This is a genomic window from Haladaptatus rarus (assembly GCF_054177585.1).
Window position 1 is genome coordinate 34,729 of record NZ_JBPEHG010000015.1, and the last position, 16,351, is coordinate 51,079.

The 16,351-nt window shown below is 59.3% G+C and carries 12 protein-coding genes and 1 pseudogene; 8 read left to right on the forward strand and 5 right to left on the reverse strand.

The features are described from left to right. Window positions 1-196: 196 nt before the first annotated feature. A complete protein-coding gene (locus ACR3FE_RS22480) occupies window positions 197-1,411 on the reverse strand; it encodes an acyl-CoA dehydrogenase family protein (protein ID WP_458209962.1) in 1,215 nt (404 codons plus the stop codon). 177 nt (window positions 1,412-1,588) lie between these two features. Here ACR3FE_RS22480 and ACR3FE_RS22485 point away from each other — a divergent pair, with 177 nt between their 5' ends. From ACR3FE_RS22485 to ACR3FE_RS22495, 3 genes and pseudogenes are all read left to right on the forward strand, one after another. Then, complete coding sequence (locus tag ACR3FE_RS22485; protein ID WP_458209964.1) at window positions 1,589-2,662, forward strand: phosphotransferase family protein; 1,074 nt, start codon at window positions 1,589-1,591, stop codon at window positions 2,660-2,662. Beyond that, complete coding sequence (locus ACR3FE_RS22490; RefSeq protein ID WP_458209966.1) at window positions 2,659-3,099, forward strand: MaoC family dehydratase; 441 nt, start codon at window positions 2,659-2,661, stop codon at window positions 3,097-3,099. The genes ACR3FE_RS22485 and ACR3FE_RS22490 overlap by 4 nt, the downstream gene beginning before the upstream one ends. Window positions 3,100-3,125: 26 nt before the next feature. After that, window positions 3,126-4,301 (forward strand): annotated as a pseudogene (locus tag ACR3FE_RS22495) (3-hydroxyacyl-CoA dehydrogenase); the annotation flags it as partial. A 550-nt stretch (window positions 4,302-4,851) separates the two neighbouring features. On the opposite strand, the gene ACR3FE_RS22500 reads toward ACR3FE_RS22495, so the two are convergent. The 4 genes from ACR3FE_RS22500 to ACR3FE_RS22515 form a co-directional block, all read right to left on the reverse strand. After that, window positions 4,852-5,601, reverse strand: a complete 750-nt coding sequence (locus ACR3FE_RS22500; protein WP_458209968.1) for an SDR family NAD(P)-dependent oxidoreductase — start codon at window positions 5,599-5,601, stop codon at window positions 4,852-4,854. Window positions 5,602-5,857: 256 nt separating this feature from the next. Next, on the reverse strand, window positions 5,858-7,003 hold the full coding sequence (locus tag ACR3FE_RS22505) for an acyl-CoA dehydrogenase family protein (RefSeq protein WP_458209969.1): 1,146 nt from the start codon (window positions 7,001-7,003) through the stop codon (window positions 5,858-5,860). Between the two features lie 67 nt (window positions 7,004-7,070). Continuing rightward, window positions 7,071-8,591 (reverse strand): Coenzyme F420 hydrogenase/dehydrogenase, beta subunit C-terminal domain, encoded by a 1,521-nt coding sequence (locus tag ACR3FE_RS22510; RefSeq protein WP_458209971.1) that lies wholly within the window; start codon window positions 8,589-8,591, stop codon window positions 7,071-7,073. After that, window positions 8,584-10,290 carry a nitrite/sulfite reductase gene (locus ACR3FE_RS22515; protein ID WP_458209973.1) on the reverse strand — a complete coding sequence of 569 codons (1,707 nt, stop codon included), beginning with the start codon at window positions 10,288-10,290 and terminating at the stop codon, window positions 8,584-8,586. The genes ACR3FE_RS22510 and ACR3FE_RS22515 overlap by 8 nt, the downstream gene beginning before the upstream one ends. Window positions 10,291-10,809: 519 nt before the next feature. Between ACR3FE_RS22515 and ACR3FE_RS22520 the strand changes: the two genes are divergently transcribed. The 5 genes from ACR3FE_RS22520 (at window position 10,810) to ACR3FE_RS22540 (ending at window position 16,183) form a co-directional block, all read left to right on the forward strand. Beyond that, window positions 10,810-11,253 carry a pyridoxamine 5'-phosphate oxidase family protein gene (locus ACR3FE_RS22520; protein ID WP_458209974.1) on the forward strand — a complete coding sequence of 148 codons (444 nt, stop codon included), beginning with the start codon at window positions 10,810-10,812 and terminating at the stop codon, window positions 11,251-11,253. Window positions 11,254-11,633: 380 nt separating this feature from the next. After that, window positions 11,634-13,172, forward strand: a complete 1,539-nt coding sequence (locus ACR3FE_RS22525; RefSeq protein ID WP_458209975.1) for a hypothetical protein — start codon at window positions 11,634-11,636, stop codon at window positions 13,170-13,172. A gap of 204 nt (window positions 13,173-13,376) precedes the next feature. Then, entirely contained in the window at window positions 13,377-13,598 is a 222-nt protein-coding gene (locus ACR3FE_RS22530; RefSeq protein ID WP_458209977.1) for a twin-arginine translocation signal domain-containing protein, read from the forward strand. Between the two features lie 47 nt (window positions 13,599-13,645). After that, entirely contained in the window at window positions 13,646-15,241 is a 1,596-nt protein-coding gene (locus ACR3FE_RS22535) for a M14 family zinc carboxypeptidase (protein ID WP_458209978.1), read from the forward strand. A 90-nt stretch (window positions 15,242-15,331) separates the two neighbouring features. Beyond that, window positions 15,332-16,183 carry a hypothetical protein gene (locus ACR3FE_RS22540; RefSeq protein ID WP_458209980.1) on the forward strand — a complete coding sequence of 284 codons (852 nt, stop codon included), beginning with the start codon at window positions 15,332-15,334 and terminating at the stop codon, window positions 16,181-16,183. Window positions 16,184-16,351 lie beyond the last annotated feature (168 nt).

Here is a 16,351-nt window from a genome sequence, read left to right on the forward strand (position 1 = left end):
ATCGTCGAACGGTCACAGTCACGGAAAGGAATACCGACCGCTCATTCTCAGTGGCCGAGAATTAAATCGAACACTGAGATGGCGACAGGTCAGTTGCCGATTTCAGACTCTCTTGTGTCTCTCCACAGATGACAGCAACCGCACGGTGAATTCGAAGAGCGAGGAAGAATTCAACGCTTCAGTCGTGGGAGGAATCCTACCGGTCGTACGTCGGGATGTTCTCGATCTCACTCGAATCGACGTTCTCGAACGCGTTTCGTGCGATGACGCGCTTGTGAACTTCGTCCGCCCCATCGACGATGCGGAACTGGCGGACGTTCTCGTAGAAATCAGCGAGTGGGAGGTCTTTGCCGATGCCGCTGCCACCACAGAGTTGCACGCAGTCGTCGATAACGGTCTGGACGACGTTCGCCGTGAACACCTTCGCCATGGAGACGGGAACGCGGGCCTCGTCGCCTGCTTCGATCGCGCGAGCAGCGTGGCGAACCATGGTTCGTGCGGCGTGCAACTGCGTTTCGGCCTCGGCGACGGTGAACCGCAGGTCTTGCTTTTCGCTGAGCGGTGTTCCGAACGCTTCGCGGTCGCTCACGTAGGCTTTCGCCACGTCGAGCGCGCGTTCGGCCATCCCCGAGAATCGCATACAGTGCGTGAGACGGGCTGGGCCGAGCCGCTGTTGTGCGTGTTTGAACCCCTCGTCGAGCGTCCCGAGGAGAGCGTCGTCGGGGACGCGAACGTTCTCGTACTTGATTTCTGCGTGGCCCATACCGGTGAGACCGCCGCCGAGGTGCGGGATGTCTCGAACGACCTCGACACTCGGCGTGTCGGTGGGCACCAGAAAGAGCGAACAGCCCTGATAGGGGTGCACGTCGGGGTCGGTTCGCGCCATCACGATGAGGACATCTGCTTCGGTTCCCTGTGTCGTCCACCACTTGTGACCGTCGATGACCCACTCGTCGCCGTCTTTCTCGGCTGTCGTTCGGATCATCTTCGGGTCGGATCCCGCACCGGGCGATGGTTCGGTCATCGAGAAGCCGGAACGAGCATCACCGGCAACCAGTGGCCGTAGCCACCTCTCTTTCTGTTCGTCGGTGCCGAACAGTTCGAGCGTGTGCATGTTCCCCTCGTCGGGTGCATCGACCCGGATGGCCGTCGGGCCGAGCAGACTGCGTCCAGCTGCTTCGAACACCGGAAGCATCTCTCGATAACTGAGGCCGTGGCCGCCGTATTCCTCGGGGAGGTGCGGTGCGTAGACGTCGTACTCGCGGGCAGCCTCGCGTAATTCTCGAATCGCCTCGTCACCGACCGGCCCGTTGCCAAGTGCCTCACGCTCGACGGGTATCACGATCTCGTCGATGAACTCGCGTGTCCGAGTGGCGAATTCGGTCGCCCTGTCGGTGTCGTCGTACTCCATGCGGTTCACACCAACCCTCACGGTAAAAAGCGTAGTGCAGGAATCGATCGAAACGGCTGCCAGCAACGCACGCTATCGATCTGGTCGCTCTGTTTCTGCCGTCTGCTCTCCCCACCCGTTCTGCCGTCTACTCTCCCTACCCGTACTTATTCGTACGATGAACGCGAAATTCGCGGTATGTCCGACCCGGATCAGGACGAGTATTTCGCCCGGCTCGTGGACGAAGACGCGTTGGAGTCATTTCTCGCGGACGAACTCGATCCGGCGGCGACGTTTGCAGTCGAACGTCACACGGCAGGCCACTCGAACGAGACGTTGTTCGTCGAGTGGGGTGACCGGATGCTGGTCGTCAGGCGACCGCCCCCTGGTGAAACGGCGGAGACTGCCCACGACGTTCTTCGAGAGTATCGCGTCATGGATGCCCTTCAGGAAACCGACGTGCCGGTTCCGAAGACGGTCATTGCCTGCGACGATCACAGCGTCATCGGCAGTGACTTCTACGTGATGACACTGGTCGAGGGAGACGTTCCCCGCGAGAGCGAACCTGACCGGTTTGCCGAACCGGGCTATCGCCAGCAAGTGGGCGAGCAACTCGTCGATACGCTCGCGTCCATTCACGATGTCGATTACGATGCTGTCGGTCTCGGTGAGTTCGGCTATCCAACGGGATACACGGAACGACAGGTCACGCGGTGGGGAGAACAACTCGGATGGGCGTTCGAACGGACGGCAGACGAGCGCCCGATTCCGGAGCTGGAGCGGGTCGGCGAATGGCTCGAACGGTCGACGCCTACCGGCAATCCGGAGACGCTCGTCCACGGGGATTACAAACTCGACAACGTGATGTTCGGGCCGGAGACGCCGCCGCAACTCGTTGCCGTCTTCGACTGGGAGATGAGCACGCTTGGCGATCCACGCGCCGACCTGGGGTGGATGCTCTCTTACTGGCGTGATGCGAAAGACCCCGAACCGGCGGTTCCGGAACTGACGGCGACGTTCATGGAGCGCGAGGGGTATCCGACCCGGCGTGAACTGGTCGAGCGATATGAAAATCAAACGGGGATCACCTTCGAACACGAGCGATTCTATCGAGTGCTCGCGGTCTACAAACTCGCGGCGCTCGGTGAGATGTTCTATCGGCGCTATCTGGAGGGGAACAGCGACGATTCGATGTATCCTCGCATGGAAGAACGCGTCCCCGCACTCGCAGACCGTGCGGTTCGAATCATCGAGGGGGACGAACCGCTATGAGTCGATATTCGGACGTCACCGTCGGCGATGTCGAAGAGTTCGGCAGATACGAAGTCACGAAAGCGGAGATCATCGAGTTCGCACAGCAGTACGACCCACAACCGTTCCATATCGACGAGAAGGCGGCGGCAGAGTCGGAGTACGACGGCCTCATCGCGAGTGGTTGGCACACCTGTGCGATGACGATGCGGATGCTCGTGGACAACCAGTTAGCCGAAGACGGCAGTCTGGGGTCGCCGGGCGTAGACGAGGTTCGATTCCGGCGGCCCGTTCGTCCCGGCGACGTCCTCTCCGTTCGAACCGAAGTAACGGGAAAGCGACCACTGGAGAGCGACCCGAGTCGTGGCCTCGTCACGTCGCACGTCGAGACGCTCAATCAAGACGATGCCGACGTTCTCACGATGGACACTACCATGTTCGTCCGTCGTGAGGATTGATGTGGGACGCTGTGGACGAGTACAGTATGAACAGCAACGACATCGAACGCGTGGCTGTGCTCGGTGCGGGGAACATGGGTCACGGCATCACCGAAGTCGTCGCGTTGGCTGGCTATCCGGTCACGATGCGCGATATCGAAGCCGACATCGTCGAGACGGGGTACGAGAACATCGAGTGGAGCCTCCAGAAGCTCGACGAAAAGGGCCATCTCGACGAGTCTCCGGAGGCCGTCCTCGGTCGAATCAGTACGACCGTCGACCTCGAACACGCGGTTTCTGACGCCGATCTCGTTATCGAGGCTGCTCCGGAGCGACTCGACCTCAAACGGGAGATATTCGACAAGCTCGACGCATTCACCCCTGAGCACGCGCTCCTCACGTCGAACACGTCGTCGCTCTCCATCACGAAGATAGCCGAGGCAACCGACCGCCCAGAGAAGGTGGTCGGACTGCATTTTTTCAACCCGCCGGTGAAGATGGAACTCGTCGAGGTCGTCTACGGCGACACTACCAGCGACGAAACCGCCGAGATCGCCGCCGAGTTCGTCGAAGCTATCTGCAAGACGCCGATATTCGTCCGGAAAGACGTCAACGGCTTCGTCGTCAACTCCGTGCTCGGCCCGTTCATGACCGAACCGGCCTGGATGGTCTCGAACGACGAAGCCACCATCCGACAGGCGGATGCGGCGATGGTTCACGAACGCGGCTATCCCATGGGAGCGTTCGAACTCGCCGATCTCACTGGACTCGATATCGGCTACCACGTTCGGGTGGAGGCAGGGAAAGAAATCCCGCCGATACTAGAGACCAAGGTCGAGAACAGCGACCTTGGCAGGAAAACCGGCGCAGGGTACTACGAGTACGAAATGGGCGACGGCCCGGACTATTCGCCCGAAGACAGCGCCGATTTCGATACGCTCCGCGTCGAGGCCCGGATGATGAACGAAGCCGCGAAACTCGTCGGGAGCGATGTCGCTACTCCCGAGGCGATAGATACGGGAATGCGTCTCGGTGCTGGATTCCCAGAAGGGCCGTGCCGACGTGCGGACGAACTCGGACTCGATGTGGTGCTCGAAAAACTGACCGAACTCCACGAGGAGACTGGTGCAACGCGGTTCGAGCCTGCTGACCATCTCGAAGCGCTCGTCTCCGATGGGAAGACCGGTCGGGATTCAGGGGAGGGATTTTTCGAGTATTCGAGCGAGAACCGCTCGACGGTTGAGGACAGGTGACATCCTCCCACGACTGAAGTCGTGGGCTTCCCACGCCCGGTTGCGTTGGTTTGGGAACCTCGGGTTTTCGACCCGACGCGCCGATGGGAGTGCCACGCCCCCGTTACTCCTATCCTGGGAAGGACTCGGAGGTACCTGCTTGTTTTATGTCGGTCTGCGTGTCCGAGGGCTTACTTATTTGGTAAGGCAAACACCGAGTCAACTGCCAGTTTTCGGACTGTCAGAATCCGATGGGAAACCATCGAATCGACAAACCCAGATGCGTGGTGAGGGCACTCAAATCTATTGATTTCAGTGTTTGAAACCGATGACGGCGATTCATCCCACGACTGAAGTCGTGGGTTTTCTCGCCTGCAACTCTATAACGACGCCACTGAACCCCTCAAAATCGATTGCCGGTTGTCGCCCGCTACTGCTGGTCGTCACAACGCCACTACTGGAAGGGCTACACTATTGCTGGAAGGGCGTTCTGAGCGAGAGATACCGATTCGTCGTGCCGCCCGGTGGTCGTTCCCTCGGCCTATACGAACCGCTCGGTGCCCTTCCTGACGATGTAGGGGAATCGTTGCGCGAGACACAATCCGATTTTCGTGTACCAGTCGGCCATGATGACGGGATCGGTCGATTCGATCTTTTCGGCCAGCTTACGGCCCACCTCTGCGGGGTCGCTTAGCATGGACTCCGGATATCCAAGTTCGGCCGCCGACCGAGTGTTTGAGAGCGCGGGATGCATCACCGAACACGAGACGTTCTCGTTCCGCAGTTCCAGCCGCAGCGAGCGTGTGAGTGCCTCGACTGCGCCCTTCGTGGAGGCGTACCCGGAGAGTCCCGGATGGCCGACGAGTCCGACGCCAGAACTCACGTTGTGGATGATACCCTCGTTCCGGGCCTTCATATGCGGTAGGACGGCCCGGATGGTTTGTACGTACCCGAAGTAGTTTACCTCGAACTCGCGCCTCGTGTCGGCGAGGGTCTGGTATTCGAAAGGGGCGAAATTGAATATCGCGGCGTTGTTGACCAGGATATCGATCTGGCCCCAATCAGCTATGATCTCGTCTATCGCCGTTTGGACATCGTCATCCGCCGTCACGTCACAGTCGTGAAAGTGCACTCGGTCAGGGTATGTCTCCTGGAGCGACCGAATGTGTTCTCCGTTGATGTCGAGACCGGCGACTCGGTAGCCCCTCGTGCGTAGCGCGGTTAGCATATGATAGCCGATTCCCTCATTCGCGCCGGTGATGACGACGTTTCTCTCCTCGGAACTGCCCATAGTACGGTGCAAACGACCTCTATGAATATTATACTATTGACAACTTTTTCAGAAAATCTCGTCAGCGTGGTGCCGACCCAAATACTTCGATTCGTCTCGTCTGGAGACGCAGTACTGAATACGTGTTCTGTATTTTGTAGCGCCTGGACTGATTATAAAATCACTTATGTGAATATCGTTGAATCTACCCTCTGTATTCAGCACGTCTGTCTAAACCGTTTACTGCTTGCAGATTTCAACAGAGCCTGACAACCGACTACAGAAGTCGGTCGGAGATGATGTTTTTCTGGATCTCGCTCGTTCCTTCGTATATCTTCGTGATACGAGCGTCACGGTAGTACCGTTCGACGGGATGGTCGGTCACGAATCCGGCCCCGCCGTGTACCTGGATGGCTTCGTCGGCGACATCGACCGCGTGTTCGGACGCGAAGAGCTTCGCCATGCTCGCGAATCGAGTCGCCATATCGTCGTTGCCGGACTCGACGTGGGATGCAGCGCGATAGGTGAGCGACCGGGCAGCTTCCACGTTCGTCGCCATGTCGGCGATCTTGTGACTGATCGCTTGATAATCCTTGATGAGACGGCCACCCTGCTCGCGCTCGTTCGCGTACGCGATGGCCTCATCGACGGCGGCCTGTGCGACCCCGACCGCTTGCGCGGCGACGTTCACGCGTCCGGACGCGAAGAAGTCCATGAGCTGGTAGAAGCCCTCGTTCTCCTCGCCGATGACGTTCTCCGTCGGCACGCGAACGTCGTCGAGGACGATCTCGGCGAGGTCGGACGCACGGATACCGAGTTTGTTGTCTATCTTCGTCGGCTCGAATCCGTCCGTCTCCGTCGGAACGAGGATGGCGCTGATACCGCGATGTGGGGGTTCGGCTTCGGGGTCGGTCTTCGCCATGACGACGGCCACGTCTGCGATTGTCCCGTTCGTGATCCACATCTTGTTCCCGTCGATGACGTACTCGTCACCCTCGGTTTCCGCGACCGTCTCGATACCAGCGACGTTCGAGCCGTGACCGGGCTCGGAGATACAGCTACAGCACGCGGATTCACCGCTTGCGATTCGTGGGAGCCACTCTTCTTTCATCCACTCGTCGCCGTACTTCTGGATCATGTTCGAGCCGAACCCGCGGCTTCCGATGGCGCTCCCGATGCCACCATCGGCTCGCCAGAGTTCTTCGGTGACGATGGTCGACGAGAGGGTGTCCATCCCGGCACCGCCGTACTCGACGGGGATGCTCGGGGCGACGAAGTCGTATTCGGCTGCCTTCGCTACCAGGTCGTGTGGGTACGCTTTCTCCTCGTCGTGCTCACGGGCGACGGGTTCGATCTCGTTCTCACCGAACTCACGGACGGCCTGCCGGATGGCGCGATGCTCGTCTGAGAGTTGGAAGCTCATACACCTAGCTTGGATTCCAAATGGATTGAATCTTGGTGGAAATATCGTTATGAGTGATCACACGGCCTCAGTGATCAACTTCGTGGGGATTCAGTTCGGTCTCGTACGCTTCTGCGTGGTCGGTGTAGTCGATGAATCGCGGCGCATCCGGGTCGAACGGCCGGTTCAACGACGAGAACGCCTTGTCTTTGTCCCAACTTTGCAATCTCCCGATGGCGCTCCGGTCGTAGAGGTCCTCGTATTCGAGATCCGGTTCGGCGTGGTTCCACGCCTCCAGTCCGACTTCGGTGCGGACGATGACGCTGGAGTACTCGTCCGGACTGCCAACCGAACCGACGGTGAGGTCCGCGCAGTAGCCCGTGAAGTCGGCACACTCGTCACAGCCCTTGAGCGCAGCGTCGTGGAAGTTCTTGATGGACTCTTCGAACACGAGTTCTCCGTCGTGGTCGTAGACCCGCAGTTCACCGTCGAGCACGTCCAGCTTGCCGATATCCTCGGGTGAGATATCGCGCTTTTCCTCCAACTGCTCTCCGATGAGCTTCTCGTGGTTGAAGTTCTTCGTACACATCAGCGCGATCGTGTAGTCGATGGCGCGTACACCTCCCTCGTGGGACTGGTAATCCCAGTCGAAATCCTGGAGTGCGCGGATGCCTTCGATCTCGCACGGTGTTCCGACGATGGCGAGGCTCAACTCGTCGATGCGCTTGTCGGGAAGCTTGTGCTCCCACTGCGAAAGGTCGAGATTGCCGAGCGCCATCGTCTGGTTGTAGAAACTGCCCGCATTCTCGACCAGTTCCTCGTGACTGGTGGCGAGGAACGATTCTGCCTTCCAGGCCTCCTCGTCGGATTCCGTGGCGATGAGTGCGCCGTCGATCTCCCCCACGTCGAGGAGATGACTGAGGATCGACGTGACGACGCCACCGTCCTGTGCGTTCTCGCGCCAGTCGTCCGAGACCTTCGCGGAGAATTCCGTTATCGGGTCGCCTGCGCCCGATACGTTATCGTCGCCACCGGTGATCTTCCACTGGCGCTCGTATCGTAGGCCGCCGCGAGGACAGAAGTCCCAGCACAGCGAACAGCCGGTACACATCTTCACCAGCTCCGGCAGGTCGTCGTCTCCGATGCCGATAGAGTCCGACGGGCAGGCGGCGACACAGGTGCCACACTGGATACACCGGTCTTCCTCGATGACCGCTTCGTCGAGTTCCATGAACCACGTCTTGTCGTCCGGCGTGTCGATGTCGTTCATCTCTCCCCGGATAGAGTAGCCGGGTGTGTCGAGTTCGACACCCTCCGGCACTCCGGGGCGGGTTGCCGGGTTTTCGTCTGGGTCGTCCACCTTCTGGCTCTTCCCGACCGACGGCTCGGTGAACTCGATGTCACCGAGGCTTCCGTCTTCATCGAGGTTAGCGGGCTGCGTACCACCATCAGAACGAAGTTCCGACGAGGTTCGAATCGTATCGCTTCGCTCGCCACTGTCCGTTGCGGCTTCGCTCGCGCGACACGTGCACTGACCGTCCTCGCAGCAATCGTCGGTCGAAGCGGAGTTGGTGGTGTCGGGCGTTCCCGGCATCGACTTCTCAGTCATCGTGTGCCACCCCCTTGGAGACGGGTGCGTCGGCGCGTTGCATGATGCTTCGCAATCGGTCGACGTCGGTTCGACGGTTCCACTCGTAAAATCGTTCACCGTCAGTGCGCTCGTTCACGTACACCTCGAAAAGCGTCTCGATTGCCGGGATGATCGCGTTCGCGGGGACGGCGGTTTCGACCCAGTCGATGAACTCGTTGTCGGCTCCCAGCGACCCACCGAGACCGAAATCCATCCCTTCGACGATCGCGTCGCCTTCTTCGTTGGTGGTTTCCTCGACGTGCTCGACGTTCACGGTCTCGCCGCGGAACCCGATATCCGCGATCTGGGGTTGGGCACACGAGGCAGAACAGCCGCTCATGTGCATCCGCACCACGTCGAGGTCGTCGGGCGTATCGATCTTCTCGTCCAGTTCCCTGGCCCATCGGCGAACCCGCTTTTTCGTCTCGATGATGCCGTAGTTGCAGAACTCCGACCCGGTACAGCCGACAGCACCTCGGGAGAACGGGCCGGGGTCGGGCTGGTAATCGTTTGCGAACGGCTCGTTGACGAGAGCAGTGACGCGATCTTCTGGAACGTGCGTGAGCAGGAAGTTCTGATCCGTGGCGAGACGAACCGACGCGTCGTCGGTGCCGTATCGCTGCGCCGCTCGCGCTGCTTCGGCGAACTCGTCACCACCCATGCGGCCCGTGATGACGTTGAATCCAACGTACTGGAGCCTGTCTTGCTTCTGGTCGTGGACGCCGACGTGGTCGCCGGTGTAGCTCTCACTGCGGTCGCTGCCCTGCGAACGGAGGTCGACGCCGCACCGGTCACGGACTGCTTCCTCGAACTTCTCGACACCCATCTGCTCCACGAGGTAGCGCATCCGACAGACGCCGCGATTGTGCCGATCACCGAGTTCCTTGAACACCTGCGCGACGGCGCGGCAGAATTCGACGGTGTCCTCGGGCCGAACGAACACATCGAGTGGGGTGGCCATACGAGGTCCGTCCGATAGGCCGCCACCGACCTTCGCATGGAAGCCGAAGTACTCCTCACCGTCGATACGTTTGCGAGCAGGCGTCAGTCCGACGTCGTTGATCTGTGACTGGGCACAGTCTTCCCGGCAACCGGTGATCGTCATCTTGAACTTCCGGGGAAGGTTCGCGTACTCGCGATTTCCGGTGAAGAAATTCGAGACGGCATCGACGACCGGCTGCGCGTCGAAACACTCGTGCTCCGTGAGACCTGCTGCCGGACACCCGAGGACGTTCCGAGCACCGTCGCCACATCCTTGGACGGTCGTGAGGCCGACCTCGTCGTAACGTCGCCAGATTTCGGGAACGTCCTCGATCTCGATCCAGTGCATCTGTACGTCCTGTCGAGTCGTGATATCGAGGAAAGCGTCACCCCAGACCGCGTTCTGATTCTCCCCGCCGAACTCGTCGGGTGCGGTCGCAAAATCGTCGGCGACCTTTCCGATGACCTCCGCCTGTTCGGGCGTGAGGCGACCTCCGGGAACCTTCGTACGAAGCATGAAGTAACCCCGATGCTGGCCGTGTTTGTAGAGCCCAGCCCACTTCAGGCGCTCCCACTCCCCGTCGCCCGCCCGTGCTTCGATCTCGTCGAACGACAACTCCGCTTCTGCGTAGTCGTGGACGTCTTCGATGACCTTCAGCGGGTGTTTCGACTGCTTCCACTGCTCAACCGTATTCATCGGTCGTGCCACCTCCGTCGTCAGTCGATTCCTTCGATACCGAACGAAGTTGTTTGCTAACTCCCTGCATACCATCGAAAAGCGGGCCTATCGGCTTTTACTTCTGTATCCCGGTAGCATCTGTCGTGAGTCCCCGAAACGAGCAGTTTTTGCGTCTATCTGAGACGTTCTGAACGTCGACTCCCACTTCGACCGAGTACCAGCACAAAGCTTATTCCGTATTGTGAGAAGCACAGAGCGAGAAACCAACCTCCGACACGATTCAGAATTTCCGAACCATGACCCTTCGACAAATCGTATTCGGCCTGCTTTCCGTCATCGTGAGTATCTTTACACTGGCGATCATCTTTGGTGGTGACCCGGACGAAATCTAGGGCTGTCGCTGGCCGAGAGATCTTCCACCGTACTCCGTCGCGTGGTGTCAGCGACAGCGGAAAATCCTCCCCTACCTTGAATTATCACCGAGCATGACGTAACTATTGCCGAGTATTTTTCCATCGCTGAGACGTACGTCTGACCATGGAATCTCTCCGCTGGGTGCAACTATCCGAGGAAGAACGGGACGAAGTTCTCGGTCGCGGTGGGACTGGCGTCATCTCGTTTTCGACGGTGGACGACGACCCTCCGTTCACCATCCCAGTTTCGTATGGCTACAACGCGGATACGGAGACTTTCTACTTTCGGCTGGCGTTTCCGGACGACAGTACGAAATTGGAAGTCGTCGAGAGACCTGTCTCCTTCGTCGTGCATCACCAGACGGATGCGGGGTGGCGGAGCGTCGTCGCAACTGGTCAACTGGAGGAGATGACCGAGATGCCGTACGATTCGGTCGCTATCCAGGGAATGTGGGCGGTTCAGATACCGAAAGTTGACATCTTCGACCGTCCCCGAGACGAGATCACGTTCCGTGAGTTTCGTCTCGTTCTAGAGACATTGTCGGGGCGGAAAGAGGTCTCACACTGACTGAATGGAAAGAGACTGATTGCGGAAATATATCAGCAAGCATCACATAGAACTCGGTTCGTGACCGAACTGCAGGCATGCCTTTCTTGCCCATTTGGAGTCGTAGACTGGTCGATAATGAACCGATGCGACAACTATTTTTCACTGATGATCTTTCAGCAATACTCTCAACATCTATAGATATTTTAAAATATATGTACTAAAATGGATTGATCTTCAGGAGGGGGTTTTAAAACGTGTATTTGCTAAGGCACAGACTTTGGCATGGTTGCTGAATACAAGATTTTGTTGACCGTCAGCATGGAGATCTACTATCTACCGGCACATCGTATTGATGCGCCTCTCCGCTGACGGTTGTCCAAAAAACGCTGGATCAGAAAATGAGCAACGAAATCGACGCACGAGAAATCGCCGAACACGACGAGACGCACGCGAACGAGAAGACGACGCGACGAACGTTCTTGAAAGGAGTGAGCGCAGCTGGTCTGTGTGCCGCTGGTGCGAGGGGGATGACCGGGACGGCCCGCGCCGGATGGAGTCCACCTGTCCTCGACGACTACGGAACGGTCATCGACATGGTCGAAGACGCCGGTGCTGACCCGAACGGCAACGAACCGATCGGCCCACAGCTCCGCGAGTACGCCGACGACGATACGCTGTTGGTGTTCCCGCCGGGGCGCTACCGGATGAAAAGACAGTTCCGATTTACGGGATTCAAGAACTTCGGCATCTACGGGAAGTGGAACGTCACCATCGTCCCCGACAACTACTACGACTTCGACGATGGGGGCGACTGGAACTACCGCCTGTTCCGTCTCGGCATCAGCTACGCGCCGGGGAAAGACCTCCTGTTCAAGAACATCCACGTCGATCAGACCGCCAACGACACCGGCATCCGCGTACTCGAAGCCGCAGTCAGCGACGGACTGGAGGTGCGAAACGTCACCGTCCAGGGTCGTCACGACAGTGGGACGTGGGGACCACTTCGAGTCGTCATCACCGACCCCGACGGTTCCGGTATCGTCAAGGGATTCCGTGCACCCGATGGTGGTGACTGGACTGGAAGTACGCCGGGTGACCGCCTCTGGCGTGGCCCGACGGGTATCATCTGCAACGGCCACAACAAGGGGAAGATGACGTTCAAGAATTGTAAGCTCGGATTCTTCCCGGATAACGGTCTGTACGCCGCGAACGGCTCCGGCCAGATCGTCGTCGACGGTGGTGTCTACAAGAACAGCCAGACCGCGAGCGTTCGGATCGGAGGAAAAAGCAGCATCGTCAAGAATGCTCGTATCGTCGTGGACAATGCCACCTGGAAGGGAGCCCAACACGCCATCCGCGCCGAGAACAGCAAGTTCCTCCGGGTCAAGAACTGCGACATCGAGGTGACCGTCCCGAACGGCGCTGCGATCAAGACACTCGACGTCGGTCTCTTCCGCCTCGTAAATACGACCGTTCGAACCGCCGGAAACGAGGTAGTGCATGGGCTGCGAGTCCGGAGTAAGACGAACAAGGTTCAGGTCTGGGGATCGAAATTCGTCCACGACGCGGTAGGTGGGTACTCAGTCTATATCGAGGACGGCAAGAATCCGGTGTACATCAATAACAGCGATTTCAAGGGTGATGGCGGCCACGAGAGCGCGCGTGCGGCCATCCGCTGTGAACGCGACGAATGTGAGTTCCGCAATCTCGATATCAGGCAGACCGGAACGTGGCGTCGCCGCGCTATCGAAGTGATCGGGAAGGACTGCCTACTCTACCAGGGGAAGTACGTCAGCCGTGAACCGCCACTCATCAATCGGGGAGACAACACGTGGGTCGAGGACATTTACGCCAAATCGACCGCCGGTAAAGTTGCTGTCCGACTCCACGACAGTGGCGATGGCGTGTACCTGAAAAAGAGCACTCTCATCAACTGATTCGACGACCGCGGCTGCGAAGGACTCCGCCTCTACGACAACACCTACTGAGTCGGGACGACGACCTCTTCCAGTGTATCCTCTTTCTGGGAACTTCGCTGATTAATTGATCTATAATCTTTATAGGATATCCATAACTTAAAATGGGTGGGAATCCCTCTTTTCGTACTGCTCGCAATCGTCGCCGAGTGGTGCCCTGAGACCATGTTCGAGTCACACGACAGCCACGAAACCGAACCGATCTTCGAAAACTCCCCCGTTTCACGACGTCAGTTTCTTCGCCTCTCTGCCGCCACTGCTGGAGTTCTCTCTCTCTCCCAGGCACCACTGCTGCAGAGCGTTCTTCGCAGAAGTTCACTGATCTATACGAGTTCCTCGTCGGTCACGTCCCGTCGGAGTACGCGATACCGACGCTCGTCGAACTGACGGGCACGTCCGGGTTCGACGACCTTCAGACGCTCGGTCTCGATCCGGTGACGACGACCGTTCCACAGACCGCAGCGCACGTCTCGGTGACGCCGAACGACGTCGATTCTGTCGTCGAATTCGACAGCGTGGAGCGACTTCGCTTCTCGCCGGGGTCGAACCCGTTCTGGCTCATCGACCACTACCCCGACGGTGTCTTTCCTGCGCCCGACGACAGCGTCGATTTCATCGATTTCGAGCAGATGGTCGCCGGAATGACTCATCTCCAGTCTCGACACGGTGACCGACTTCGACTTCGCTCGGTCGGAGAGAGCCCCGGTCACTCTACCCTCTTCCGAGACGAAGCCGACCCGCAGAACCTCTGGGCTGTCGAAGTGACGAACGATATCACCGACCGAGATGCCTTCGAGACAAAGGAGAAGACCGTCTTCATGCTCTCTATCCACGGCGACGAACGCTCGGGTGCCGAAGCCGGGTCTCGGTTCGTCGAACGACTCCTCAACGGAGACGAACCGGCGACCGAGGCGCTTCTCGACGACATCGTCCTCGTGTTCATCTATCCGAACCCCGATGGGTGGGTATCCCGAAACTACCAGTACCGCGTCGATGGCGATGGTGACTCGAAGCCCGAACACAACTCGTTCAAGCGCGTCACCGCGACCGGTGTCGACCCGAACCGACAGTTTCCGACCGTCGGCTGGATCGATAGCAGGCACTTCCCGGCAGAGCCGATGGGAACGAATCTCGAAGCCAACGATCGAGGAGTCGATAGCGACGTACCAGCACGATACACCGAAACCGTCCCGGACGCGCTCGATATCGTGGAATTCCTCCGTGGCTACGAGAATCTCCGGATCGGTTCGGATCTTCACGGGATGTTCTGGTCGACCGACTTCATCGACGGCCTCATCGTCAACGACCAGTACGACACCGACGAGTTCCACGACCTCTACGAGTGGAATCGGCGCACGAAAGACCGGTTGGAACGTGCGCTCGGCGACGAACTCGCCGCGAATCGGGAGAAGTTCACGGCACTGAACGAAGCGTACTGGGCGGATTGGGGATTCGACGGCTCGACGTTACCCACGCCGCAGAACGTGTATCGGTACGGTACAACCGTCGATACCATCGGATACACGACGACCGGGACGCTCGCAAGCTGGATGAGCCAGCCACGCGGCCAGGGAGGGCTCGGTATGCAGATGATGTCCCACGAGATGGGGTGGGACAACCGCGTGTTCGAGCGGATGCAGTTCCGGCCTTGGCTCGTCGAACTCCAGGTAACTGGCTATCAGGAGATCATCCGTGAGACTGCCCAACACTCGCTTCGGACGGTGGAGGCGACGATAGAGACGGATGGTCGGACGACAGCCTACGTCGATACGGATTCGCTCAGGCGAACCTCGACCGCGCTGTCCTTTTCGGATGCGGAGACGCAGACGAAGACGCAGCACGTCGTCGCCGGGTCGGCACCCGAGACCGTTTCCATCCCGGTCCCCGAGACTGCACGAACAGCCTCGTTCTCGCTCGTCGCGTCGGGACTCGTCTCTGCTCGCTTGCGCGACCCCGAAGGTCGTGTCGTTCGCAGATACAACGCAGCGGCGTCCGAAACTCCGTCGAAGGCGACCGAGTGGCCCGTGTAACGGCCCGCAGACGGGGAGTGGACGGTCGAGATAAAGACGGTCGGCGGCACCGAGGAAACGGCCGTCACGATCCAAAATTCCATCGTCCTCGTGGACGCAGACGAGTCGATCACCGCGCCGAATCCGACCGATGCCCTCGGTTACCGGCAGCGGGCCTACAGCGCCACACCGCTCGCGTACTTTTCTGACTACGAAACGACCGCCAGCAGGTCGAATCGGCGTGGTGGTTCCCGCAACTCGGCAGTCGAAGCCGGCTCCGGGCTCTCGGTCGACGAAATCGCAACCGGTGCCCTCTTCCGGGGTCGAAGTCACCAGCGCGCCATCGAGAACCTCGTCGTCATACACGCGGAGGGTCGCTCGAACGGGGCATACATCGACGCACTCGACCGATTCGTCGCTGCCGGGGGTAACCTCGTCCTGACCGACCGAGGCGTCTCCCTCCTCGGCGTGATGGAGAACGACCTCGTCGGTGGAATCTCCGAGGACGATGTGATCGAAATCGAAGCCGTCAGTGCTACCCTCTCCGAGCGTGTCGACGATCATCCATTGCTGACCGACACTCGATCGATTCAGTGCGAGTTCTGGAAACCTGCGCCGCTCGGCTATCCCACCACCGTCCCCGGCAAGGCTCCCCTGACGGTCGTCGAACCGACTGCGTTCGACACCGCTGGGGGGTCGGTCGCCGGATACACTGACAACGATCCGTTCGGCGCGACCAGTGACTCGGCACGTTACGTCTCCGCAGGGACGCTCACGAACGGCGACGGGGCTGTCCACGTTCTCGGTGGACTGCTACCACCGGCACACCAGTCGGATCTCCATCCGTTCGGGGTGCTCGAATACGCGACGACGTTCCTCGGTCACACGATGCTGTCGAACGCACTGGGCCACACACAGAAGCGGTACGTGGATGGTGAATACGTCGCCTCGTTCGGCCAGTAGGAGACACCGCACGCTCGATATCGAGTGCTCAGGTCGACTCACCATGCGAGTCCCACCTCGAATCGGTGATCCGACGATCGGTTTTCGTCGGTGTCGAAAAAACGCCCGAGGTGTAGAATTATTACTCTCGTCGTGGTACCCAGTCTGGGTAAAGCATGCCTAGTGTTA

Bases quoted from the DNA above. Each gene is read 5' to 3' on its own strand.
- ACR3FE_RS22480 (WP_458209962.1), bottom strand. From the start codon at position 1,411: ATGGAGTACGACGACACCGACAGGGCGACCGAATTCGCCACTCGGACA.
- ACR3FE_RS22505 (WP_458209969.1), bottom strand. From the start codon at position 7,003: ATGAGCTTCCAACTCTCAGACGAGCATCGCGCCATCCGGCAGGCCGTC.
- ACR3FE_RS22510 (WP_458209971.1), bottom strand. From the start codon at position 8,591: ATGACTGAGAAGTCGATGCCGGGAACGCCCGACACCACCAACTCCGCT.
- ACR3FE_RS22500 (WP_458209968.1), bottom strand. From the start codon at position 5,601: ATGGGCAGTTCCGAGGAGAGAAACGTCGTCATCACCGGCGCGAATGAG.
- ACR3FE_RS22515 (WP_458209973.1), bottom strand. From the start codon at position 10,290: ATGAATACGGTTGAGCAGTGGAAGCAGTCGAAACACCCGCTGAAGGTC.
- ACR3FE_RS22490 (WP_458209966.1), top strand. From the start codon at position 2,659: ATGAGTCGATATTCGGACGTCACCGTCGGCGATGTCGAAGAGTTCGGC.
- ACR3FE_RS22530 (WP_458209977.1), top strand. From the start codon at position 13,377: ATGTTCGAGTCACACGACAGCCACGAAACCGAACCGATCTTCGAAAAC.
- ACR3FE_RS22485 (WP_458209964.1), top strand. From the start codon at position 1,589: ATGTCCGACCCGGATCAGGACGAGTATTTCGCCCGGCTCGTGGACGAA.
- ACR3FE_RS22520 (WP_458209974.1), top strand. From the start codon at position 10,810: ATGGAATCTCTCCGCTGGGTGCAACTATCCGAGGAAGAACGGGACGAA.
- ACR3FE_RS22525 (WP_458209975.1), top strand. From the start codon at position 11,634: ATGAGCAACGAAATCGACGCACGAGAAATCGCCGAACACGACGAGACG.